Below are 21,265 nucleotides of genomic sequence, written 5' to 3' on the forward strand. Positions count from 1 at the left end.
TCAGGGATGCATCAGCGCGAGCAGGCGTGCGGCCTCGGACTTCGACAGCGGCTCGTTGCCGTTGCCGCACTTGGGCGAGACCACGCAGGCCGGGCAGCCCGCCTCGCAGCCGCACTCGGCGATCATGTCCGCCGTGGCCCGCAGCCAGGCATCGGCGTCGTCCGCCCCGCGCTCGGCGAACCCGGCGCCGCCCGGTGCCCCGTCATAGACGAAGATCGTCGGCTCGCCCGTGTCCTCGTGCTGCGCGGCGGAGACCCCGCCGATGTCCCAGCGATCGCAGGTGGCCAGCAGCGGCAGCATCGAGATCGCGGCGTGCTCGGCCGCATGCAGGGCGCCAGGCAGCTCCTCACCGGGGATCTCGGCGCCGTCGGTGGTGGCCTGCGGGATCACCCACCACACCGCCTTCGTCGTCAGTGTGCGCGGCGGCAGATCGAGCGGATGCTGGGCGAGGACCGCCTGGGTGAACACGTCACGCACCTGGTAGCCGGTGACCTGGTCGGTGACGTCCACGGTGCCGAAGCACAGCTGCACGCCGCCGGCCCAGGCGACCTCGCGGTCGGTCTGCCGGATCCGGATCGTGGAGGTGGTCTGCGGATGCGTGGAGTGGAGCGGATCCTCCCGGTGCACGAAGGCCACCGCCTGCTCGACGTCGAGGTGGTTCACGACGTAGCTGGTGCGCTGGTGGAGGTACACGGCCCCGTCGTGGACCTGGGTGTGCGCGCTCGCGGCATCGACCGTGCCCAGCAGCGTGCCGCTGGCCTCCTCGACGATGCGCACCGGTTCCCCGCCGCTGCCTCGCAGGTCGGTCAGCTCGTGGGCGGACTCGGTCATGGTCCAGAACCAGCCGGTGGGCCGCGCCCGCAGCACGCCGCGGGCGGCCAGCGTGGTGAGCAGCTCGCGGGCGGTGGGCCCGAAGATGCCCTCCTCGCCGTCGCGGATCGCCAGCTCGGAGGCCGCCGCGCACAGATGCGGAGTCATCACATAGGGGTTGGCGGGGTCGAAGACGGCCGCTTCGACCTCTGCGCCGAACACCGTCTCGGGGTGGTGGACGACGTAGGTGTCCAACGGATCCTCCCGGGCCACGAACAGGGCCAGCGCTCCGCCGTCACGATCCTGCCGTCGGCCTGCCCGCCCGAACTGCTGCCACAGGGAGGCCCGGGTCCCCGGCCAACCGGCGATCACCACGGCGTCCAGGCCGGCGATGTCGATGCCCAGCTCCAGCGCGTTCGTGGAGGCGAGCGCCTTCAGCTCGCCGGAGCGCAGGGCGTCCTCGAGGCCTCGGCGCTCGCGGGCGAGGTAGCCGCCGCGGTAGGCGGCCACGCGCCGGGCGCTGTCCGCGAGGTGGGGGTCGCCCGTGTGCTCGGACTTCTGTTCGAGCATGCGGCGGGCGCCGCTGGAGACCAGCTCGGCGCCGCGCCGGGAGCGCGCGAACACGAGCGTCTGGACGTCCCGTTCGACGAGGTCGGCGAGGAGCGCGCCGGCTTCGCTGGTGGCAGAGCGACGCAGCGGTTCGTCGGCCGTCTTCGTCGATCCGTCCTCGGCCGCGGGCTCGTCGCCGTCCGGCCAGTCCCCGTCGGGGTCGGCGTGGGAGTTGGCACCGACGCCGCTCCCGACACCGTCCTCGGCACCGGCACCGGCACCGGCACCGGCACCGTATCGATCAGTCGTCATCGGGCCCCGACCGTCCACGCGGGCGATGGTCCCGGGTTCCCACAGGCCGATCGTGAGCCCGGCGCGCGGCGAGCCGTCCTCGGTGACCGCGGTGACGTCCCGGCCCACCAGGCGGCTGGCGGAGAGCTCGGGGTTCGCAGTGGTGGCCGAGGCGAGGATGAAGGTGGGATCGGCCCGGTAGTGGGCGGCGATCCGTCGCAGGCGCCGCAGCACCATCGACACGTGGCTGCCGAACACGCCGCGATAGCTATGGCACTCGTCGATCACCACGTAGCGCAGTGCTCGGAAGAAGCTCGCCCACTGCTCGTGACCGGGCAGCATCCCGAAGTGCAGCATGTCGGGGTTGGTGAGCACCACGGTGCCGTGGCGGCGCACCCATCGGCGCTGCTCCGTGGGGGTGTCGCCGTCGTAGACCGCCACCCGGGCGTCACGGATCCCCGCCCCGTCGGCCATCGCGGTGATGTTCGTCAGCTGGTCCGCGGCGAGCGCCTTCGTGGGCGAGAGGTACAGGGTCGTGGCGCGGCGCGCGTCGGGATCGAGCTCCCGTGCGCCGACTGCGGTGAGGACGGGCAGCAGGTAGGCGAGGGATTTCCCGGAGGCCGTGGCGGTGGAGAGGACGACATCGCGGCCGTCGTGGGCGAGCTGCGCGGCCTCCTCCTGGTGGATCCAGGGCGCGGCGATCCCCTGCTCCTCGAGATGCTCGAGCAGGCGCGGATCGACCCAGTCGGGGAAGCGGCCGCGGCGTCCGTCACGGGCAGGACGCTGCTCGACGTGAGTGAGGCAGCTGCGACGGGTGAGCGGCTGCGAGAGGTCGGCCAGCAGATCTGCTGCTCTGCCTGCTCGCATCGACTCCTCATTCCCTGTGCATTTCCCACACCTGGACGTCGGTCGCAGGCCAGGTGGCTGTTGCACAATCGTAGCCATGCCCACCGACGCATCTACGGCGCCCTCCGCCCCTTCTGCGCCCTACTCACCTCCGACGGCCCTGCCGGAGCAGATCACCGCTCTGCGCACCGATCTCGTGGCCGCCCGGTACACGGTCGAGACCACCGAGGCCCTGATGGGGCAGGTCGCCCTCGAAGCGCTGCGCCGCGAGAACCCGATCCCAGCCCGGCGCGCGCTCGACCCGCTCACGGAACCGGCCGCCGTGCTGTTCCGCCTGTTCGCGCTGGGCACGCCCGTCCCCCGGTCCCTCGTGGACGCGGCGCTGCCCACGCTCGGTGCGCAGGGCGCGACGATGCTGGGACTGCTCGGGCCCGCGCCTCTGCGCCCGCTGATCGGGGCGGACGACCACGCGGCCGACGACCCCGACCCGCTGCATGCAGCCCGGGTCGAGCTGTCGCCCTATTCCGCGCGCGACGACATCGGCGAGATCACCTGGTGGATCGCCTCGGATCTCTCCGAGCTCGTCACCGGCCGAGCGCTCGACTCCGAGCACGTGCTGGGTGTGGGCGGCGCCTCCCTCACGCTGGCGCGGATCACACCGCGCGCGAAGGTCGGGCGGGTGCTGGATCTCGGCTGCGGCGGCGGCATCCAAGCACTGCATGCCGCTCGTCACGCCGATCACGTGGTGGCCACCGACCTCTCGGACCGGGCGCTCGCCTTCGCCGCCTTCAACGCGGCGCTGAACGAGACCGAGCTCGAGCTGCGCCAGGGCTCGCTCCTGGACCCGGTCGAGACCGAGACCTTCGATCTGATCGTCTCCAACCCGCCGTTCGTGATCACCCCGCGCCAGGGCAGGCAAGCAGCCCCGGTCACGGCCGATGCGGAAGCGCGAGTGGAAGCGGGAGAGGTCGCGCGCGAGGACGCGGGAGCGGGCACCGACGAGATCTGGACCTACCGCGACGGCGGCCGCGCAGGCGACAGCCTGCTCGCCGACCTGCTGACGGCGCTGCCCGCGCATCTCGCGCCGGGCGGCAGCGCCGTGATGCTCGGCAACTGGGAGATCGGCGCACAGCACGCCTGGGACGTCCATCCCCGCGCCTGGCTCGGCGCCGCGACCGAGGACGGCGTGGACGCCTGGGTGATCCAGCGCGAGCACGAGGATCCTGCCCAGTACGCGGAGACCTGGGCTCGCGACGGCGGCGTGACCAGCCGCGATGCGCGCTGGCCGGAGTTGCAGAACGCCTGGCTCGACGATTTCGCGACCCGCGACGTGGAGAGCATCGGATTCGGCTACCTGCTGCTGCGACGCCCCGAGGCGGGCAGCCCCTCGCGCCCCGGCGTGCTGCGCACCGAGCAGGCCGCGGGCACCGGCACCGGGTCCCTCGCCGCTCACCTCGCCCAGGGCCTGCACGCCCTGGACACCCTGTCCCATCTCGACGACGACGCACTCGCCGCGACCCGACCGGTCCGGGCGGCGGATGTCGTCGAGCGCCGACACCTCACCCCCGGGGAATGGGACCCGATGCTCATCGAGCTCGCGCAGGGAGCCGGGTTGGGCACAGTGGTGCGCGCGGACCAGCTGCTCGCCGCGACCGTCGGCGCCCTGGACGGCACCCTCACCCTGGACCAGGTCATCGGTGCCGTCTGCGCTCTGACCGACGCCGACGTCGACGAATCCCGAGAACGCATGCTCCCGCTCGTGCGGGATCTGCTCGTGACGGGGATGGTGACCCTGTGAGCTCGCCCCTGGACCCCCGCGACGCCACCGCGAACGGCTCCGCCGCCCCACCCCCGGCAGCTCCGCCCCCGGCTGCACCGCACCCGGCCGGCCCGCCTGCGGGCTCCCCGCCTGCGGGCGGCCCGCAGACGGGCGGCCCCGCGGAGGACGCTCCGTGGGAGCAGAACGCCGCCCGCCTCCGGCACGACCAGACCGCCGCCCGTCGCGGTCGCAGCCTCGCCCGGGCCCTCCTCGCCCTGCTCGCCGCGGCCGTCTGCGCGGCGATCACGGCGCTGCTGGCCCAGGCCTCCGTGAACACCGCGAAGGGGCAGCGACTGGACCAGCTGATCTTCTCCGGCGCGCAGGCCGATGACGGCGCCCTGACCCGGTACGCCGAGGTCGCGGTGGGGACGGTGAGCGTCCCGGTCATGGCCGTGCTGCTCGGCATCGCCCTCGTGCTGGTGCTCGTGCGTCGGGAGTTCTCCCTGCTGCTTCCGCTCGCTCTCCTGGTAGCCGGCGCGAACCTCACCACCCAGGTGCTCAAGCACCTGGTGGTGGTGCGCGACGTGCTGGGGCCGGGGATCGACATCACCCCGAACTCCTTCCCCTCGGGGCACACCACCCTCGCCGCCGCCTCCATGGTCGCCGTCGTGCTCGCCTCCGGACGCGCCAAGGTGCTGCTCGCGCCGATCGGTGCGCTGTGGGCCGCGGCGGCCGGGATCGGCACCCTCGTGGTGGGCTGGCACCGACCCAGCGATGCGATCGGCGCGATCGTGATCGTCGCCGCCTGGACCTTCCTGGTCCTCGCCCTGGATGCGCTGGGCAGCCGCCGTCGGTTCGCCCGGGCACAGGCCCTGGCCGGCACCGGCCGCGGCCGTCGGCGCCTGGGCGCTCCGGCGTCCGACGCACCCGCTGTCCTCACGCCTCCGCGCACCGGGGCGGCGACCACGGCCGTCGCCGTGCTGCTCGGTGTGGTGGGCCTCGGGGCGCTCGCGCTGGGCGCCGCCGGGATCGTCGGCCTGCAGCTGCCGCTGGACCTCCAGGACCCGGCACAGCAGAGCACGTCGTTCCTCGCCACGGCCGCGCTGATCGCCGGAGGCACGGCCTCCTGGATGGCGCTGGTGCTGATCCTGCGCACGCCGACATCACACAGGAGCCGTGCGGCTGAACGTGTACCGTGAGCAATCGTCGAGCGCTCACGCAGCGTCCGGCGGAACCCGGACCACGGCACACGGCCACGGCGGACGTCCCGCGACGACTCGCGGCGAGGAAGGACATATCAACGTGACTGGCGGACGCCATCTGGTCATCGTCGAGTCCCCGGCGAAAGCCCGGACCATCGGCCGATACCTGGGGGACGAGTACATCGTCCAAGCATCGGTGGGACACATCCGTGACATCCCGGTGCCGCGCGACCTGCCCACGGAGATGAAGAAGGGCCCCTACGGCAAGTTCGGGGTGGACGTCGAGGGCGACTTCGACCCCTACTACATCGTCAGCCCGGACAAGAAGAAGACGGTCGCGGACCTCAAGAAGGCCCTCAAGGACGCCGACACCCTCTACCTCGCCACGGATGAGGACCGGGAGGGCGAGGCGATCGCCTGGCACCTCCTGGAGACCCTCAAGCCCAAGAAATCCCTCCCTGTCAAGCGCATGGTGTTCCACGAGATCACCAAGGACGCGATCCTCGGCGCCCTGGAGAACACTCGCGAGATCGACACCGATCTGGTCGATGCGCAGGAGACCCGCCGCATCCTGGATCGTCTGGTCGGCTTCGAGCTGTCCCCCGTGCTGTGGCGCAAGATCAAGCCGTCCCTGTCGGCCGGCCGTGTGCAGTCCGTCGCCACCCGCCTGGTGGTCGAGCGCGAGCGGGAGCGCATGGCGTTCGTCGCCGCCGACTACTGGGACGTGACCGGCACCTTCGGCGCGGAGACCGAGCAGTTCACCGCGAAGATCGCCACGGTCGACGGCTCACGGGTCGCCACCGGCAGCGACTTCGCCGACGACGGCACCCTGAAGCCCAAGGCGTCCTCCGCGACGGTCCTCACCGCGGAGACCACGACGGCACTGGTCGAGGCGCTCACCGATGCCCCGGCGACGGTCGCGAACCTCGAATCCAAGCCGTACACCCGTCGGCCGGCGGCCCCCTTCACCACCTCCTCCCTGCAGCAGGAGGCCTCGCGCAAGCTGCGTCTCGGCGCACGCCAGTCCATGCGGGTGGCCCAGTCGCTGTACGAGAACGGCTACATCACCTACATGCGTACCGATTCGGTCACGCTCTCCGGTGAGGCGATCAAGGCGTCGCGCGGACAGGCGGCCGAGCTCTACGGCGCCCAGTACGTGCCGGACAAGCCGCGCTATTACCAGAACAAGTCCCAGGCCGCGCAGGAGGCGCACGAGGCGATCCGTCCCGCCGGCGACCGCTTCCGCACTCCGGCGGACGTGGCCGGTTCCCTCTCGGGCGACGAGTTCCGCCTGTACGAGCTGATCTGGAAGCGCACCGTCGCCTCGCAGATGGCCGACGCGAAGGGCACCACCTCCACGGTGGAGCTCGCCCTGGAGCAGTCCGGCCGCACCGCGACCTTCCGCGCCGCCGGCACCGTGATCACCTTCCGCGGCTTCCTCGCCGCCTACGAGGAGGGCCGCGACGCCAGCCGGTACGGCAGCGACGAGGCCGCCGGCAGCGGCGACAAGCGACTGCCGCAGATGGAGGAGGGCCAGACGCTCGACACCCGCGAGCTCACGCCCGACGGTCACTCCACGACGCCTCCCCCGCGCTACACCGAGGCGTCCCTGGTGCGGGCGCTCGAGGATCGCGGCATCGGCCGTCCCTCGACCTACGCGTCGACCGTCGCGACCGTGCAGGACCGCGGCTACGTGCTGCGCCGCGGCACCGCACTGGTGCCCAGCTGGACCGCGTTCGCCGTGGTGCGCCTGCTCGAGGAGCACTTCGGACCGTTCATCGACTACGACTTCACCGCCCAGATGGAGCAGCAGCTGGACCGGATGGCCCAGGGCGAGCTGGGGCGTTCGGAGTACCTGAAGAACTTCTACCTCTCCGACGGGACCGACGGTCCGATCGGGCTGAAGCAGATGGTCGATCACCTGGGCGACATCGATGCCCGGGCGATCAACAGCATCGCCATCGGCGACGGGATCACGCTGCGCGTGGGCCGCTACGGCGCCTACGTCGAGCGTGCGGCGCGGGACGAGGACGGCGAGCTCATCGAGGGCGCCGATCCGCGGCGCGCCCCGGTCTCCGACGACATCGCGCCCGATGAGCTCACGGTAGAGAAGGCCGAGGAGATGCTCGAGCGGGCCAAGGACGACGGCCGAGTGCTGGGCACGGACCCGGAGTCCGGTCACGAGATCGTCGCCAAGGACGGCCGCTACGGGCCGTACGTCACCGAGGTGCTGCCGGCTCCGGAGGAGACCAGCGGCGGCAAGAAGGTCCCGAAGTCCAAGCAGCCCAAGCCCCGCACCGGCTCGCTGCTGAAGTCGATGGACCTCGCGACCGTCACCCTTGAGGACGCGCTGAAGCTGCTGAGCCTGCCGCGCGTGGTCGGCACCACCGAGGACGGCACCGAGATCACGGCCCAGAACGGTCGCTACGGCCCGTACATGAAGAAGGGCACCGACTCCCGCTCCCTGGAGACCGAGGAGCAGATCTTCTCGATCACCCTCGAGGAGGCGGAGAAGATCTACGCCCAGCCCAAGACCCGTGGTCGCGCCGCCGCCAAGCCCCCGCTGAAGGAGCTCGGCACGGACCCCACCAGCGAGAAGCCGATCGTGATCAAGGACGGCCGCTTCGGCCCGTACATCACCGACGGCGCCACCAACGTCTCGCTGCGCTCGACCGAGAAGGTCGAGGAGATCAGCGAGCAGATCGCGATCGAGAGGCTCGCGGAGAAGCGTGCGAAGGGTCCGGCGAAGAAGAAGCCGGCCGCCAAGCGCGCTCCCGCCAAGAAGAGCACCACGGCCAAGAAGAGCACGACGGCGAAGAGCACCACCGCGAAGAAGTGACGACGGTCGGACCCTGACAGGGGGAGCCGCCGCGAAAAGGGGCACGGACCATGAGGTCCGTGCCCCTCGTGCGTCGTGGCGACGGCGCCGGCGCACGCCGCGGGGGCGACGTCGGCCCCGTCGAGACAGCCTCCCGTGGCGCAGCCACCAGCAGTTCCGGCTTACAGTGTGATCCAGAGCTCGTTGTTGACTCACGAAGGAGTGATCATGGATCGACGTCTCACTCGGCGTGCGGTCATGTCCGGTGCTGCGGCCACTGCCGCGATCGGGATGACAGGATGCCTGCAGAATCCCGACCCCGGTGGCGGCGGGGGTGGCGGCGGGGGCCAGAAGTATTCCGCCGGGGACTCCCCCGGCGACGGGTCGGTGAGCATCCTGGGTGCCTACGGCGGCCAGGAGCAGGAGGCCTTCATGGCCTCCCTCGAGGGTTTCGAAGCCGATTCCGGGATCACCATCAACTACACCCCGGACAAGGACTTCGCCAACACCATCCAGCAGCGAGCGGGCGCCGGCGATCCGCCGGACATCGCACTGTTCCCCCAGCCCGGCGGGATGTTCGACCTCGCCGCGAAGGGGCTGATCACCCCGATCGACGTGTATCTGGACTACGACGAGCTGGCGTCGACGCTGATCCCCGGCTTCCTGGACTCGGCACGGTACGAGGGGCGCGTGTACGGCGCCCCGATGCGCATGGCCTGCAAATCCCTCATCTGGTATCCGAAGAAGGCGTACGAGAAGGGCGGTTACTCGACCGAGCCCGCCACGATGCAGGAGCTCACCGAGATCGCCGACCAGATCAAGGCCGACGGGATCACCCCGTGGAGCGATGGCTGGGACGACGGCCAGGCGACCGGCTGGGTGGGCACCGACTGGATCGAGGAGCTCATGCTGCGGGTCCACGGTCCGGTCGTCTACGACGACTGGACCAAGCACCGCATCCCCTTCAACGCGAAGGAGGTCGTGGAGGTCTTCGACATCGCCGGCGATCTGCTCAAGGGCGAGGGCAACGTGCTGGGAGGGACCGACTCGATCCTCAACACCCCGTTCTCCGAGGCTCCTCTGGCGCTGTTCGAGGATCCGCCCAAGGCGATGCTGGTGCGCCAGGGCAACTTCGTCACGGGCTTCTTCCCCGAGGATGTCCAGGCCAACATGGACGAGGAGGTCGGCGTCTACGCGATGCCGACCTGGGAGGGCGGCTTCGACGGCCAGCCGATCCTCGGCGGCGGCGATCTCGCCGCTCTGTTCACGCTGAACGACGACACCGTGAAGGTCATGGAGTTCCTGACCTCGGACGCCTTCGGCGGGGAGTGGGCGGAGGCGGGCGGCTGGCTGAGCCCCCACCGCACCTTCGACCTGTCGCAGTACTCCGATTCGATCACCCGGCAGGTCGCCGAGATCGCCTCGAACGCCCAGGTGTTCCGGTACGACGGCTCGGACCTGATGCCGACGGCAGTCGGCGGCGGATCCTTCTGGACCGGGATGGTCCAGTGGTTGCAGGGCACGAAGACGGCGCAGGAGGTCTGCGACGACATCGAGGCCGGGTGGCCGAAGTGAGCACCGCGACCTCCACCCTGCAGGGGTCGAACGGTTCGGCGCCCCTGGAGCGGAACGAGCACAAGGGAGCTCCGGCCCGACCGGTGCGGGTGCTCATCGGTGCGATCGGCATGGCGCTGACGGCCTGGTTCGTGTGCAACGCGTTCCTCGCCTTCGCGTACTACCCGCAGTGGTTCCTGGGATCCGGAGTCCTCATCGGCGTGCTGGGCCTGGTCATCGGCATCGGCGGCTCGCTGCTGTTCTTCTACTTCCTGAACCTGTGCATCGAGGGCTTCCCCAGCCGGTTCGCCGAAGGGCTCATCCCCTATGCGTTCCTGCTGCCGGGGTTCAGCCTGATCGGCATCTTCCTGCTCTATCCCACCGTGCAGACGATCGTGTACTCCTTCGCGAACGACGATTCGACGGACTGGGTCGGGCTGGACAACTATCGGGCGATCTTCGGCAGCGGTGTCTTCTGGTCGTCGCTGTTGAACAACTTCCTGTGGATCCTCATCGTCCCGGTCATCTCCGTCGCGTTCGGCCTCGCCGTCGCGGTGCTCGCCGACAAGCTCTCCCCCACCGGGGAGAAGACGGCGAAGTCGTTCATCTTCCTGCCGATGGCGATCAGCTTCGTCGGCGCGGCGACCATCTGGGGCCTGGTGTACGCCTACAACTCGCCGGGCGAGGCGCAGACGGGACTGCTCAACGCGATCGTCACGGGCCTGGGCGGCGACCCGCAGCCCTGGTACCAGATCGACACGGCACGGTTGAACTCGATCCTGCTGATGGTGATCCTCATCTGGCTGCAGACGGGCTTCGCGATGGTGCTGCTGAGCTCCGCCATCAAGAGCGTCCCCGAGGACACCGTCGAGGCGGGCCGCGTGGACGGCGCCAGCGAGATGCGCATCTTCTGGCAGATCATCTTCCCGCAGGTGAAGGTCACGCTCATCGCCGTGCTGATCACGGTGCTGATCCTGGTCCTGAAGGTCTTCGACATCATCTACGTGACGACCAACGGTCGCTACGACTCCGATGTCATCGCGAACCTCTTCTTCCGGAAGCTGTTCACGGACCAGCAGGCGGGGCAGGCCTCGGCGGTCGTCGTCGTGCTCCTCCTGCTGGTGGTGCCGATCCTCATCTACCAGGTCAAGAGCTTCAGGGACCAGGAGGCGAACCGATGAACGGGACCATGAAGGACGGGCGCAGGCGCTCGCTGCTCGCGACCATCACGATGCCTCTCCTGGCTCTGCTGTGGACGGTCCCCACGATCGGACTGCTGGTGACGAGCTTCCGCTCGCGGGAGGCCGCGGCCTCCACCGGGTGGTGGACGAGCCTCTGGGAGGGCGGCTGGACGCTCGACAACTACGCCACGGTGCTCGGCGATCCGTCGATCTCCGGCTCGCTGGTCAACTCGATCGTGGTGGCGGTGCCGGCGACGGTGCTGCCGATCATGTTCGCGGCGTTCGCCGCCTACGCGTTCACGTTCATCGAGTTCCGGGGCAAGGACGTGCTGTTCATCGCGATCGTCGCGGTGATGGTGGTCCCGATCCAGGTGTCCTTCCAGCCGATGCTGGACCTGCTCGGCCCGCGCGGTCTCGGCATCAACGGCCAGTTCGTCGCGGTCTGGATGCTGCACACCGGTTTCGGCATGCCGCTGGCGGTCTACACGCTGCGCAACTACATGGCGACGCTCCCGAGCTCCGTCGTGGAGAGCGCGAAGATCGACGGCGCCTCGCACTTCCAGACGTTCTGGCGTCTGGTGGCGCCGATGGCCTCACCGGCGATCGCGGCGTTCGCCACCCTGCAGTTCCTATGGGTGTGGAACGACCTGCTCATCGCCAAGCTGTTCCTGGGCGGCGGGGGCAACAAGACGATCATCGTGAGCCTGCAGCAGATGCTGGGCACCCAGGGGCAGGGCGCCGAGCTCCTGACCGCGGGCGCCTTCATCTCGATGGTGATCCCGATGCTCGTGTTCTTCGGCCTCCAGAGGTTCCTGGTGCGCGGCATGACCGCGGGCTCCGTCAAGGGCTGAGGACATGGCCCGGACGGCTCCCCACGGATTCAGCCGAGGGCGGACCCTCCTCCACACCGGCCCCGACACCACCGCGGTGTCGGGGCCGCTCGGTAGATTGGACCCATGAACACGATCGAGGAGTCCCGGGCCGACGCCGCGCAGTCCCCCCTGGCACTGCCGACCACCACCGTCCCCGACCCGGCGGCAGCACCGGGCCTGCGCTGGGGCGTGGTCTCTCCGGGGCATATCGGCGACCAGTTCACGGCGACCGCGCATCGAGCGACGTCCTCGCGGGTGGTCTCCGTGGTCTCCCGGTCCCAGCAGCGCGCCGAGGAGTTCGCCGCGACGCACGGCATCGAGCAGGCCTTCGACTCCGTGGGCGCGATGCTCGCCGCGGGCGGGCTGGACGCCGTCTACATCGCCTCGCCGCACGCCCAGCACCACCAGCTGGCGCGCCCCGTGCTCGAGGCCGGCGTGCCCGTGCTGGTCGAGAAGGCCTTCACCCTCAACACCCCGCAGGCCCGTGATCTGCTGGACCTCGCCCGTGAGCGCGGCGTGTTCGCCATGGAGGCGATGTGGGCCCGTTTCCTGCCGCAGTACGACGTGCTGCGCCAGGTGCTCGACTCCGGCATGCTCGGCGACATCATCGAGGTGGCCGCGGACCACGGCCAGTCCTTCCCCGCGGACCCGACCCATCGCATGTACGCCCCCGAGCTCGGCGGCGGCGCCCTGCTCGACCTCGGCGTCTACCCGATCTCCTTCGCCCAGATGGTGCTCGGTGACCTCTCCCACCTGGCCGTGCGCGGCTCGCTGACGGACACGGGGGTCGATGCGTACTTCGGTCTGCTCGCCACAGGGGCCGACGGCGGCCGGGCACGGCTGTCCTCGACGCTGCTGGCCCGCACCCCCACCGAGGCCGTGGTCAGCGGCACCGAGGGCTCGGCGCGGCTGTCCGGCGCGTTCTTCGCGCCCAGCACCCTGACCGTCACGCTGCTCGACGGCCGCACGGCGAGCGTCGAGCATCCCGGCGCCCCGGGGGACGGCATGGCCTACGAGATCGCCGAGGCGGCCCGCCGGATCAGGGCCGGAGAGCTCGAATCACCGCTGATGAGCTGGGAGGATACGCTCAGTGTGATGGGGACGATGGATGCCGTGCGGTCCGAGCTCGGCGTGATCTACCCCGGGGAGGAGGGGGCATGAGCATCCTGGACGTGACCCGCGGCCTGCGCATCCCGCTGCCGCGCCGACCCAAGCGGGGAGTCTTCATCTCCTTCGAGGGAGGCGAGGCCGCCGGCAAGACCACGCAGATGCAGATGCTGCGCGATCATCTGGTCACCGAGCGCTCCGTCGCCGAGGACCTCATCCTCACCACGCGCGAACCGGGCGGCACCCCGCTCGGACGGAGCATCCGTGGGCTCCTCCTGCACGGCGAGCACGTCGATCCCCGCGCCGAGGCGCTGCTCTACGCCGCGGACCGCGCCCATCACATCGAGACGCTCGTGCGCCCCCACCTGGCACGCGGAGGTCTCGTGCTCGGCGACCGCTACTTCGACTCCTCGATCGCCTACCAGGGCGCCGGGCGGGAGCTCGAGGCCTCGGAGATCGAGTCGCTGTCGCTGTGGGCGACCAACGGTCTGATGCCCCATCGCACCATCCTGCTCGATGTACCGCCCGAGGCCCTGGGCCAGCGCCGTGCGGACGAGACCCACGACCGTCTCGAGCAGGCCGGAGGCGATTTCCACGCCACGGTGCGCCAGGAGTTCCTCGACCTCGCCGCTGCGGATCCGGAACGCTTCTCCGTCATCGACGGGACGCTCCCCCGCGAGGAGGTCCATGCTCAGGTGCTCGAGGCGGTCGCCGAGGTGCTGAGCATCTTCGATCCGACGTTCGAGCCCGCGCCGCCCACCAAGCACCGGGACGAGATGTGACGGCGAGCGACGCCACCTCCTCGAGCGCACCGACCGCGGCCGACATCGGGAACCCCATGAGCACCGCGGATCCCGCGAGCCCCGCCCACGGGGTGTGGGCCGACGTGGTCGGCCAGGACGCCGCCGTGCGCCAGTTCCGCCGTGCCGCCTCCCCCGAGGGTTCTCTCGCGCAGGCCTGGCTGATCACCGGACCGCCCGGATCGGGACGCTCGACGGCGGCCCGCGCCTTCGCCGCGACCCTCCAGTGCGAGACGGGCACCGGCTGCGGGCACTGCCATCCCTGCCGCACGGTCCTCGCGAACACCCACCCCGATGTCACCGTGGTCGCGACCGACAAGGTGTCGATCGCGAAGGAGGAGGTGCGCGGCCTGGTGATGACCGCGCAGCGAGCCCCGGCCACCGGGCGCCACCGGGTGCTCATCGTCGAGGACGCGGACCGCATGAGCGCCGGGTCGTTCAACGTGCTGCTGAAGTCCATCGAGGAGCCCCCGCCCTCCACCGTGTGGATGCTGTGCGCTCCGTCCGCTGAGGACCTCGCCCCCACCATCAAGTCACGCTGCCGCCTGGTGTCGCTCTCGGTGCCATCCTCGGACGTGGTCGCCGAGCTGCTGCGGCGCCGCGACGGGATCGACGGGAACCTCGCAGTGCGCGCGGCGCGGGCAGCTCAGGGCCACATCGGCCTTGCCCTGCGCTACGCCACGCAGGAGGGCGCACTCGCAGCCCGAGAGGACTCGGCGCGCACCCTGCTGGACCTGCGCACCACGGGCGATGCGGTGCTCGCGGCCCAGGGCCTGGTGGATCGAGCCACGGCGGAGGCGAAGGCGCACGCCGACGCCGTCGCCACGGAGGAGAAGGAGCACTTCCTGCGTTCGGCCGGGATCGACGACGGGAAGGTGCCGCCGTCGCTCCGCTCCCAGGTGCGCCAGCTGGAGGAGGATGCGAAGCGTCGGCAGACGCGTCTGGTGCGCGACGTGCTGGATCGCTACCTGCTCGATGCCCACTCGGTGCTCCGCGACGTGCTGAGCCGTCAGCTCGGCACGGACAGCGAGCTCGTGAACGTCGAGGTGGCCGCGGAGATCGACCAGGCCGCATCCGGCGGCACCGGGAAGGCCACGCTGGAGCTCCTCGAGGCCATCCAGGTGGCGCGTCAGCGGATCAGCGGCAATGTCCCGCCGCTGCTGGCGATCGAGGCGCTGCTGGCCCGCATCGCGGTCTCTTAGGGTTTCCCCGCCGGGGCGGTGGCAGCCCTCCGACGAGGAGGGCTGCCCACCTGCCGACGGGCAGTCGGCTCAGGAGTCGAAGAGAGTGTTCGGCTGGTCCTGACGATCATCGGCAGCCGGGGCTTCCGGCGCGGCCAGGGCGTCGTCGTCCTCGGAATCGGCCTCGGGCACCTCATCCGCGGCCGGCTCGACGACGTCGACCGCCACGGCGAGCTCCTCGAGGTCCGCGGGCTCAGCCGCAATCGCCAGCTCAGCGGCGTCCGCCGGCTCAGCAGCATCTGCAGGCTCAGCGGCACCCGTGGGCTCGGTGGCATCGGGGGCCTCGGCGGAAGCAGTCACCGTGTCGTCCGTCGACTCCTCGGCGTCGGCCGGCTTGACGACGTCCACCACGTCCACGGGTTCGATGGCGGGAGCGGTGTCCTCGGACCCGGCCGCCTCGGCGGAACCGGCGGACTCTGCCGCGTTGTCGGGCTCGGCAGTCTTGCCGGGCTCACCAGCCGTGCTGGACTCGGCAGCCTGGCCGGGCTCAGCGGCCTTGTCAGACTCGGCAGCCTGGCCGGGCCCAGCGGCCTTGTCAGACTCGGCAGCCTTGGCGACGTCCGTGGTCCCGACGGCCTCGGAGGCCGCTGCCTCTGCCGGCTTCTCGGACGTCTCCGGGGACTGCGCAGCCGGATCGTTCGCCCTGTCCGCAGAGCTCTCGCCCTCGGAGCGCTTCTGGAAGTCGACCTCGAGTTCGTCGATCACGACGCCGCCGGAGCGCGGGATCTCGCGATCGCTCTCCTCCTGGCCGGTCTCGGAGTGCGCACCGCAGCCGAAGCCGAGATGGACCACGCGACCGTCGGCCGGGGACCACTCGTTGGTGCACACGCCGAACTCGCCACGCAGCGAGCCCGACAGCTGAGAGAGGAAGCCGCAGCTCATGCAGGTCGCCGAGACCGTGCCGCGGCGGCCGCGACCGGAGGTCTGGCGGGGGCCGAACTCGCCGTCGATCCACCGCTCCGCGGCCTCTGCGCGGCCCTGCGGGGACAGCACGCGGGCGCGGCCGAGGCCGAGCTCCCACTGCGCGACGCGGTCGGCGTCCTCGTCGCCGGTGGCCTCGTAGCCCTCCTCGAGGCGCTCGTCCTGCTCCCGGAAGGGCAGCAGGTCATCGGCGCCGACGTCCTCGGGCTTGAGGCGCTCGGACCACGGCTCCCACTCAGGGGCGAGGATCGCGTCGTCGCCCGGGAGCAGCGCGGTCTCGGCGACCGTGGCGGCCTTCGCGCGGGAGGCGCGGGAGACCACCACCACCCAGGACCAGCCGCGATACCCGGGCATGGTGCAGTCGAAGACATGGGTGACGAGCCGATCACCGGTGGCCTCGGCGCGCAGGTGCTCGCCGACCTGGCCGGGTTCGGTGACCTCGAGCAGCGCCTCGCGGGCGAGCTCGACGGCATCGGCGGCGATCGCGTCCAGGCGGGGCCGGGCGGCGCGGGGGCGACGGGTGGCGGTGGTCGGCTGAGTCATCTGTTCAGGCCTCGAAATTGTCGGCGACGGCACGGAGCACGGTGGAGATCTTCTGCGCGTGCCCGCGATCGGGATAGCGGCCCTGGCGCAGGCCGTTGGAGGCGTCGTCCAGCAGACGGATCAGGTCCTCGACCATGCCCGCCATCTCGTCGGGCTTGGGACGACGCGCGCGGCTGATCGACGGAGCGGGCTCCATCAGCTGCAGTGCGAGCACCTGGGGACCCCGACGGCCATCGACCATGTCGAAGTCGACCCGGGCGCCGGGCCGGAGCGCGGTGACGCCCTCGGGCAGGTTGGAGGCGTGCACGTACACACTCTGACCATCCTCGTCGTCGAGGATGAAGCCGAAGCCCTTCTCGGCGTCGTAGAACTTCACCTTGCCGCGTGGCACGTGGATCCCATTCCTTCTCTGCTGATGGTGGTCCCATGAGTCGGGGCCCCGGACTCTCACGGACCCATGGCGGGGCCATGCGCTTCCTGCAGCTCCGGGGCGCCGGAGACACTCCGGCAACGGTCCAGTCTAGCGCGCTGGCCTGCGCTCGTGGCGAGCCGATTTCGCGGCCGTGACCGTGGCCACCGTCTGCCCGGCCGCCTGTGTCCACTGCCCGCGATCAGCGTCGGCGCGAAGCCGGGATCTCGAGGGCCGGGGAGTCCGGCGGAACGGGGTCCAACCCGACCCCGACCAGCACCTGTTCGAGGATCATCGCGGTAAAACCCCAGACGAAGGCGTCCTCGGGGAGTTCGAACACGGGGCCGACGGCCTGACCGCCCAGCAGTCCGCGCCGCCGATGCGTCGGATCGGCGAGCGAGCCGCCCCCGGTAAGCGCCGCCCACACCACGCGCTCGACCTCGATCGGGTCCTGCACGCCGAGCGGAGGCGTCGTCGGCGACCAGCCGAGCACCGGGGTCACCTGCTGCGCCCGCCAGGGCATGGGGATCGGCTCGAAGGCTCCGAGCACCTGCACGCCTCGAGGGTCCAGGCCGGTCTCCTCCTGCGCCTCGCGCAGCGCGGTGTGCACGTCGTCCCGGTCCCCCGGGTCCGAGCCGCCGCCAGGCAGGGAGAACTGGCCGGGCTGGGAGCGCAGCGCGTGGCCCCGCTCCTCGAGCACCACCTGCGCATCGTCGAGCCCGGTCCCGGTGATCAGGATGAGCACTGCGCTGCGCCGCACTCGCTCAGGGGTCGGCGGGGTCCGCGGATCGGCGTTGCGGTGCACCAGCACATCGCCGTGCCGGGCGCGATCGGCGAGCCGCGTCAGGAAACCGGGCAGCGCAGGCCGCGGATCGGGCGTGGCCAGGGATGCCTCGTCGCGCATGCCGCCTCCCTCGGTCTCGTCGTCACGTCCATCCCTCATGCCCTCATGCTTACCCCACCCGCGCCGCCGGCGCGCGGACCGTCCTCACGCGATCCCGGCGCTGGGGCAGACGTCGACCAGCACGCAGTCCCCGCAGTGCGGCGACCTCGCCGTGCAGACGCGCCGTCCGTGCAGGATCAGGCGCAATCCCAGGATCGTGAGGTCCTCATCGGCGCTCCCGCTGCCGTCGGCCTCGACCCGGGCGACCACGTCGTCCTCCACCCCGCGGGGATCGGTCCGCTCGGTCCATCCCAGTCGGCGGGCGAGCCGGCCCACATGGGTGTCGACGGCCAGGAGCGAATGCCCGAACCACGCACCGCGCACCACGTGGGCGGTCTTCCGGCCCACGCCGGGGAGCTTCTCGAGGGCTTTCTGGTCATCGGGCACCTCGCCGCCGTGGTCGGTGACGAGTCCGCGGGCCAGTCCGATGATCCGACGCGCCCGGGTGGCTCCCATGCCCAACGGACGTACGATCTCCGTCACAGTGCCCTCGTCGGCTCCGGCGAGGGCGGCGGGGTCCGGCCAGGAGGCGAACAGTGCAGGGGTCACCTGGTTGACCCGGACGTCGGTGGTCTGCGCAGAGAGAACCGTCGCGACCAGCAGTTCGAAGGCATCGGAGTGGTCGAGCTCGGTGCGGGCATCGATGTGGAGATCGCGCAGCCGGGACGCCACGACGGCGGCATCCGCAGGGCCTGCGGAGTCGTTCGCGGCAGCACGGCGAGGGCTCACGGACATCATCAGAAACACTCCTCATCCTGCGTGTGACACATAACAATGGCCGGGGCGCGATAGTGTTTCCTCATCATGTGACAGCCACCACCGATGTTGGTGGCATCCGTCACAGACACGCACAGCTTGGTCCCGGCACTCGGGGCCCCACCATCAGGAGGTTCCGTGGACGAGAACATCGTACGGTCATCGCCGCTGTTCGCTGCGCTCGACGAGGACGGCAAGCAGGCCGTGCTGGCGTCGATGAAGCAGGAGGACTATCACCGCAGCGCGATCATCTTCCGCGAGGGCGATCCGGGCGATCGTCTCTTCATCATCGGCTCGGGCAAGGTCAAGGTCGGTCACGCCTCGGGCGACGGCCGCGAGAACCTGCTGGCCGTGCTCGGCCCGGGCGAGACGCTCGGCGAGCTGTCCCTGTTCGATCCGGCGCCGCGCAACGCGACGGCGACCGTGGTCGCCGAGTCGACGCTCTATTCGCTGTCCCAGCAGGACCTGTACCGGGTCCTCGCGCAGCGTCCCGAGGTCGGCCGTCACCTGCTCGCCTCGCTCGCGCGTCGCCTGCGCAAGACCAACGAGTCGCTCGCCGATCTCGTCTTCGCCGACGTTCCCGGCCGCGTGGCCAAGAACGTCCTCGATCTCGCGCAGCGCTTCGGTCGCCAGACCGATGACGGTGTGATGGTCGCCCACGGCCTCACCCAGGAGGAGCTCGCCCAGCTGGTCGGCGCCTCCCGCGAGACCGTGAACAAGGCGCTGGCGGACTTCGCCTCCCGCGGGTGGATCCGGCTCGAGGCACGCGCCGTCCTCATCTCGGACGTCGAGCGTCTGCGCCGCCGCGCCCGCTGACAGGTTCGTGCGGGGTCACCCCGACACGCTTCGCGAAAGCCCCCGGCCTGCACCTCAGGTGCCAGGTCGGGGGTTTTCGTCATGCTGGTCCGTCACGGCCGGGAGCCGACCCCTCGCGCAGTGGCCGCACGGGGCCCGCACACGGGGCGTGCGCGGAGAGAGAGCGTGCGCGGGGCGAGAGGGTGTGCACGGAGCAAGGGGGGCGTGCGCGGAGGGAGAGGGCGTGCGCCGAGCGAGGGAGCCCGGCTCAGTGCTCCTGGGCGAGGTAGTCGAGCGTGGCGCGCAGGTTCCAGCGGGCGGCCTGCTCGAGCTCCTCGGAGAGGTCGGCGCCGTACACCGAGCGCACCAGCCGCTCAAGGGTGAGCACGCCGGCGGTGCGGGCACGACGCACCTGCTCGATCCTCTCGTGGCGATGCGCGAGAGCGCCCTCGAGCGCTTCGAGCGCGGAGAGCGGATCCTCGTAGGCCGGTCCGTGGCCAGGATGGATCGACCCGATCCGGCCGTCCTCGGCCATCGCCCGCAGGATCGCGAGGGACTGCAGGTGCTCGGCGAGGTCGCCGCCGTCGTCGGGCACGATGACGGTCGAGGAGCCGCCCAGGAGCGTGTCCCCGCTGAGCAGGCGCCCGCCGTCCACGAGCACCCCGACGGAGTCGGAGGTGTGGCCCGGCAGGTGGATGACGTGGCCCACCACGCCGTGGTCCCCCTCGAGCGTCGACGGGAGCGGGCGCGACCCCGGCACGGCGGCCTGGTCGGCGGCCCAGAGCGGCACCTCGAGGCCGCTGCGGGCGGCGAGCTGGCGAGCCAGGGTCGCCGCGCCGGCGGTGTGGTCGAGGTGCCGATGGGTGACCAGCACGCCCATCGGGCGCACTCCCTCTCCACAGGTCACGAGCAGCTCGGCGAGATGCTCGGGGTCCCTGGGGCCGGGGTCGATCACCCAGATCTGGTCCTCGTCGCGCAGCACGTAGCTGACGGTCCCGGTGAGGGTCATGGGCCCGGGGTTGTTCGCGGGGACGGTGAGCAGCTCGACCGCGCCCGCCTCCGGGTCCCGCAGGGCATCGTCCTCGGTCATGGTGTCTCGTTCAGGCTGTCGGCGCGGCGGCCGGTGCGGTCGCCGCAGCGGCCTGGGCGGCCGATGCGAGCTCCACGTGCAGGTCCAGCTCGACCGGGGAATCCAGCGGGAGCACGGCGACGCCGACGGCGCTGCGGGCGTGCTGGCCGACATCGCCGAAGATCGAGCCCAGCAGTTCGCTGGCCCCGTTGATCACGGCGGGCTGCGCCGTGAACTGCGGGTCGGAGGCGACGTAGCCGGTGACCTTGACGACGCGCACCACCTGGTCGAGATCGCCGACCAGGGCCTCGATGGCGGCGAGGGCGTTGAGGCAGCAGATCGCAGCGAGCTCGGCAGCCCTCTCCGGAGTGACCTCGGCGCCCACCTTGCCCGTCGCGGGCAGGGACCCCTCGACGAAGGGCAGCTGGCCGGAGGTGTGGACGGCCGAGCCGACCGCGACGGCCGGGACATAGGCGGCGACCGGTGCGGCGACGACGGGCAGGGTCAGGCCCAGCTCATCCAGACGTGCCCGGATGCGGGATCCGGTGCCCGCAGGGGCTGCGGCCCCGGCGCGCTCAGCGGAGCCGGGAGTCTCGGAAGGCGACGTGGTCACGAGCTCAGCCCTCGGTCAGGGGCCGCTTGAGGTAGGCGACCAGGTTCTCCGGATTCGGTCCGGGGACGACCTGAACCAGCTCCCAGCCCTCCTCGCCGTAGTTGTCGAGGATCTGCTTGGTCGCGTGGATCAGCAGCGGAACGGTCAGGTACTCCCAGCGGGTGATAGTGCTCATGCCCCGAAGCC

18 protein-coding genes are annotated in these 21,265 nt (G+C 71.0%); 10 read left to right on the forward strand and 8 right to left on the reverse strand.

The features are described from left to right. Positions 1-2,517, reverse strand: coding sequence for a DEAD/DEAH box helicase (locus tag CIK71_RS09665; RefSeq protein WP_096165286.1), 2,517 nt, complete (start codon positions 2,515-2,517; stop codon positions 1-3). 76 nt (positions 2,518-2,593) lie between these two features. Between CIK71_RS09665 and CIK71_RS09670 the strand changes: the two genes are divergently transcribed. The 9 genes from CIK71_RS09670 to CIK71_RS09710 all read left to right on the forward strand — a co-directional run bounded on the left by CIK71_RS09670 (position 2,594) and on the right by CIK71_RS09710 (position 14,991). Then, entirely contained in the window at positions 2,594-4,294 is a 1,701-nt protein-coding gene (locus CIK71_RS09670; protein ID WP_096165288.1) for a DUF7059 domain-containing protein, read from the forward strand. Next, positions 4,291-5,454, forward strand: coding sequence for a phosphatase PAP2 family protein (locus CIK71_RS09675; protein ID WP_245857445.1), 1,164 nt, complete (start codon positions 4,291-4,293; stop codon positions 5,452-5,454). The genes CIK71_RS09670 and CIK71_RS09675 overlap by 4 nt, the downstream gene beginning before the upstream one ends. 103 nt (positions 5,455-5,557) lie before the next feature. Then, positions 5,558-8,296: a type I DNA topoisomerase gene (gene topA, locus CIK71_RS09680; RefSeq protein WP_096165289.1), complete on the forward strand. Its 2,739-nt coding sequence runs from the start codon at positions 5,558-5,560 to the stop codon at positions 8,294-8,296. 207 nt (positions 8,297-8,503) lie between these two features. After that, positions 8,504-9,850, forward strand: a complete 1,347-nt coding sequence (locus CIK71_RS09685; RefSeq protein WP_096165291.1) for an ABC transporter substrate-binding protein — start codon at positions 8,504-8,506, stop codon at positions 9,848-9,850. After that, positions 9,847-11,010 (forward strand): carbohydrate ABC transporter permease, encoded by a 1,164-nt coding sequence (locus CIK71_RS09690; protein WP_338022870.1) that lies wholly within the window; start codon positions 9,847-9,849, stop codon positions 11,008-11,010. Before CIK71_RS09685 ends, CIK71_RS09690 begins: the two co-directional genes overlap by 4 nt. After that, positions 11,007-11,861 (forward strand): carbohydrate ABC transporter permease, encoded by an 855-nt coding sequence (locus tag CIK71_RS09695; protein WP_096165293.1) that lies wholly within the window; start codon positions 11,007-11,009, stop codon positions 11,859-11,861. The genes CIK71_RS09690 and CIK71_RS09695 overlap by 4 nt, the downstream gene beginning before the upstream one ends. 105 nt (positions 11,862-11,966) lie before the next feature. Next, positions 11,967-13,043: a Gfo/Idh/MocA family protein gene (locus tag CIK71_RS09700; RefSeq protein WP_096165295.1), complete on the forward strand. Its 1,077-nt coding sequence runs from the start codon at positions 11,967-11,969 to the stop codon at positions 13,041-13,043. Further along, positions 13,040-13,771: a dTMP kinase gene (gene tmk / locus CIK71_RS09705; protein WP_096165297.1), complete on the forward strand. Its 732-nt coding sequence runs from the start codon at positions 13,040-13,042 to the stop codon at positions 13,769-13,771. The genes CIK71_RS09700 and tmk overlap by 4 nt, the downstream gene beginning before the upstream one ends. Positions 13,772-13,827: 56 nt before the next feature. Next, the gene (locus CIK71_RS09710) at positions 13,828-14,991 is read left to right on the forward strand and encodes a DNA polymerase III subunit delta' (RefSeq protein WP_176485608.1); all 1,164 of its coding nucleotides are present in this window, start codon (positions 13,828-13,830) and stop codon (positions 14,989-14,991) included. Positions 14,992-15,060: 69 nt separating this feature from the next. On the opposite strand, the gene CIK71_RS18030 is transcribed toward CIK71_RS09710, so the two are convergent. The 4 genes from CIK71_RS18030 to CIK71_RS09730 form a co-directional block, all read right to left on the reverse strand. Next, positions 15,061-16,494, reverse strand: a complete 1,434-nt coding sequence (locus CIK71_RS18030; protein WP_245857447.1) for a DUF3027 domain-containing protein — start codon at positions 16,492-16,494, stop codon at positions 15,061-15,063. Positions 16,495-16,498: 4 nt separating this feature from the next. Continuing rightward, positions 16,499-16,885, reverse strand: coding sequence for a cold-shock protein (locus CIK71_RS09720; RefSeq protein ID WP_096165300.1), 387 nt, complete (start codon positions 16,883-16,885; stop codon positions 16,499-16,501). A 220-nt stretch (positions 16,886-17,105) separates the two neighbouring features. After that, the gene (locus CIK71_RS09725) at positions 17,106-17,846 is read right to left on the reverse strand and encodes an NUDIX hydrolase (protein WP_241964208.1); all 741 of its coding nucleotides are present in this window, start codon (positions 17,844-17,846) and stop codon (positions 17,106-17,108) included. Positions 17,847-17,891: 45 nt separating this feature from the next. Further along, a complete protein-coding gene (locus CIK71_RS09730; protein ID WP_096165302.1) occupies positions 17,892-18,584 on the reverse strand; it encodes an endonuclease III domain-containing protein in 693 nt (230 codons plus the stop codon). Positions 18,585-18,740: 156 nt separating this feature from the next. Between CIK71_RS09730 and CIK71_RS09735 the strand changes: the two genes are divergently transcribed. Further along, a complete protein-coding gene (locus tag CIK71_RS09735) occupies positions 18,741-19,418 on the forward strand; it encodes a Crp/Fnr family transcriptional regulator (RefSeq protein WP_076808401.1) in 678 nt (225 codons plus the stop codon). A 247-nt stretch (positions 19,419-19,665) separates the two neighbouring features. Here the strand turns inward: CIK71_RS09735 and CIK71_RS09740 are convergent, their stop codons facing one another. From CIK71_RS09740 to CIK71_RS09750, 3 genes are read right to left on the reverse strand one after another with little or no spacing between them, the layout of a single operon-like run. Continuing rightward, the gene (locus CIK71_RS09740; protein ID WP_096165304.1) at positions 19,666-20,487 is read right to left on the reverse strand and encodes an MBL fold metallo-hydrolase; all 822 of its coding nucleotides are present in this window, start codon (positions 20,485-20,487) and stop codon (positions 19,666-19,668) included. A 10-nt stretch (positions 20,488-20,497) separates the two neighbouring features. Next, positions 20,498-21,079 (reverse strand): RidA family protein, encoded by a 582-nt coding sequence (locus tag CIK71_RS09745; protein WP_096165306.1) that lies wholly within the window; start codon positions 21,077-21,079, stop codon positions 20,498-20,500. 4 nt (positions 21,080-21,083) lie between these two features. After that, the gene (locus CIK71_RS09750; RefSeq protein WP_096165307.1) at positions 21,084-21,254 is read right to left on the reverse strand and encodes a Sp36 family protein; all 171 of its coding nucleotides are present in this window, start codon (positions 21,252-21,254) and stop codon (positions 21,084-21,086) included. Between the last annotated feature and the right edge of the window lie 11 nt (positions 21,255-21,265).

This window comes from Brachybacterium alimentarium (genome assembly GCF_002332425.1).
Taxonomy (GTDB): domain Bacteria; phylum Actinomycetota; class Actinomycetes; order Actinomycetales; family Dermabacteraceae; genus Brachybacterium; species Brachybacterium alimentarium.

What these genes read in the sequence shown, in the direction of transcription:
- CIK71_RS09730 (WP_096165302.1), bottom strand. Translation starts at nt 18,584, where the DNA reads ATGATGTCCGTGAGCCCTCGCCGTGCTGCCGCGAACGACTCCGCAGGC.
- CIK71_RS09685 (WP_096165291.1), top strand. Translation starts at nt 8,504, where the DNA reads ATGGATCGACGTCTCACTCGGCGTGCGGTCATGTCCGGTGCTGCGGCC.
- CIK71_RS18030 (WP_245857447.1), bottom strand. Translation starts at nt 16,494, where the DNA reads ATGACTCAGCCGACCACCGCCACCCGTCGCCCCCGCGCCGCCCGGCCC.
- CIK71_RS09710 (WP_176485608.1), top strand. Translation starts at nt 13,828, where the DNA reads ATGAGCACCGCGGATCCCGCGAGCCCCGCCCACGGGGTGTGGGCCGAC.
- CIK71_RS09725 (WP_241964208.1), bottom strand. Translation starts at nt 17,846, where the DNA reads ATGAGGGATGGACGTGACGACGAGACCGAGGGAGGCGGCATGCGCGAC.
- CIK71_RS09670 (WP_096165288.1), top strand. Translation starts at nt 2,594, where the DNA reads ATGCCCACCGACGCATCTACGGCGCCCTCCGCCCCTTCTGCGCCCTAC.
- CIK71_RS09740 (WP_096165304.1), bottom strand. Translation starts at nt 20,487, where the DNA reads ATGACCGAGGACGATGCCCTGCGGGACCCGGAGGCGGGCGCGGTCGAG.
- tmk (WP_096165297.1), top strand. Translation starts at nt 13,040, where the DNA reads ATGAGCATCCTGGACGTGACCCGCGGCCTGCGCATCCCGCTGCCGCGC.
- CIK71_RS09665 (WP_096165286.1), bottom strand. Translation starts at nt 2,517, where the DNA reads ATGCGAGCAGGCAGAGCAGCAGATCTGCTGGCCGACCTCTCGCAGCCG.
- CIK71_RS09695 (WP_096165293.1), top strand. Translation starts at nt 11,007, where the DNA reads ATGAACGGGACCATGAAGGACGGGCGCAGGCGCTCGCTGCTCGCGACC.
- CIK71_RS09750 (WP_096165307.1), bottom strand. Translation starts at nt 21,254, where the DNA reads ATGAGCACTATCACCCGCTGGGAGTACCTGACCGTTCCGCTGCTGATC.
- CIK71_RS09700 (WP_096165295.1), top strand. Translation starts at nt 11,967, where the DNA reads ATGAACACGATCGAGGAGTCCCGGGCCGACGCCGCGCAGTCCCCCCTG.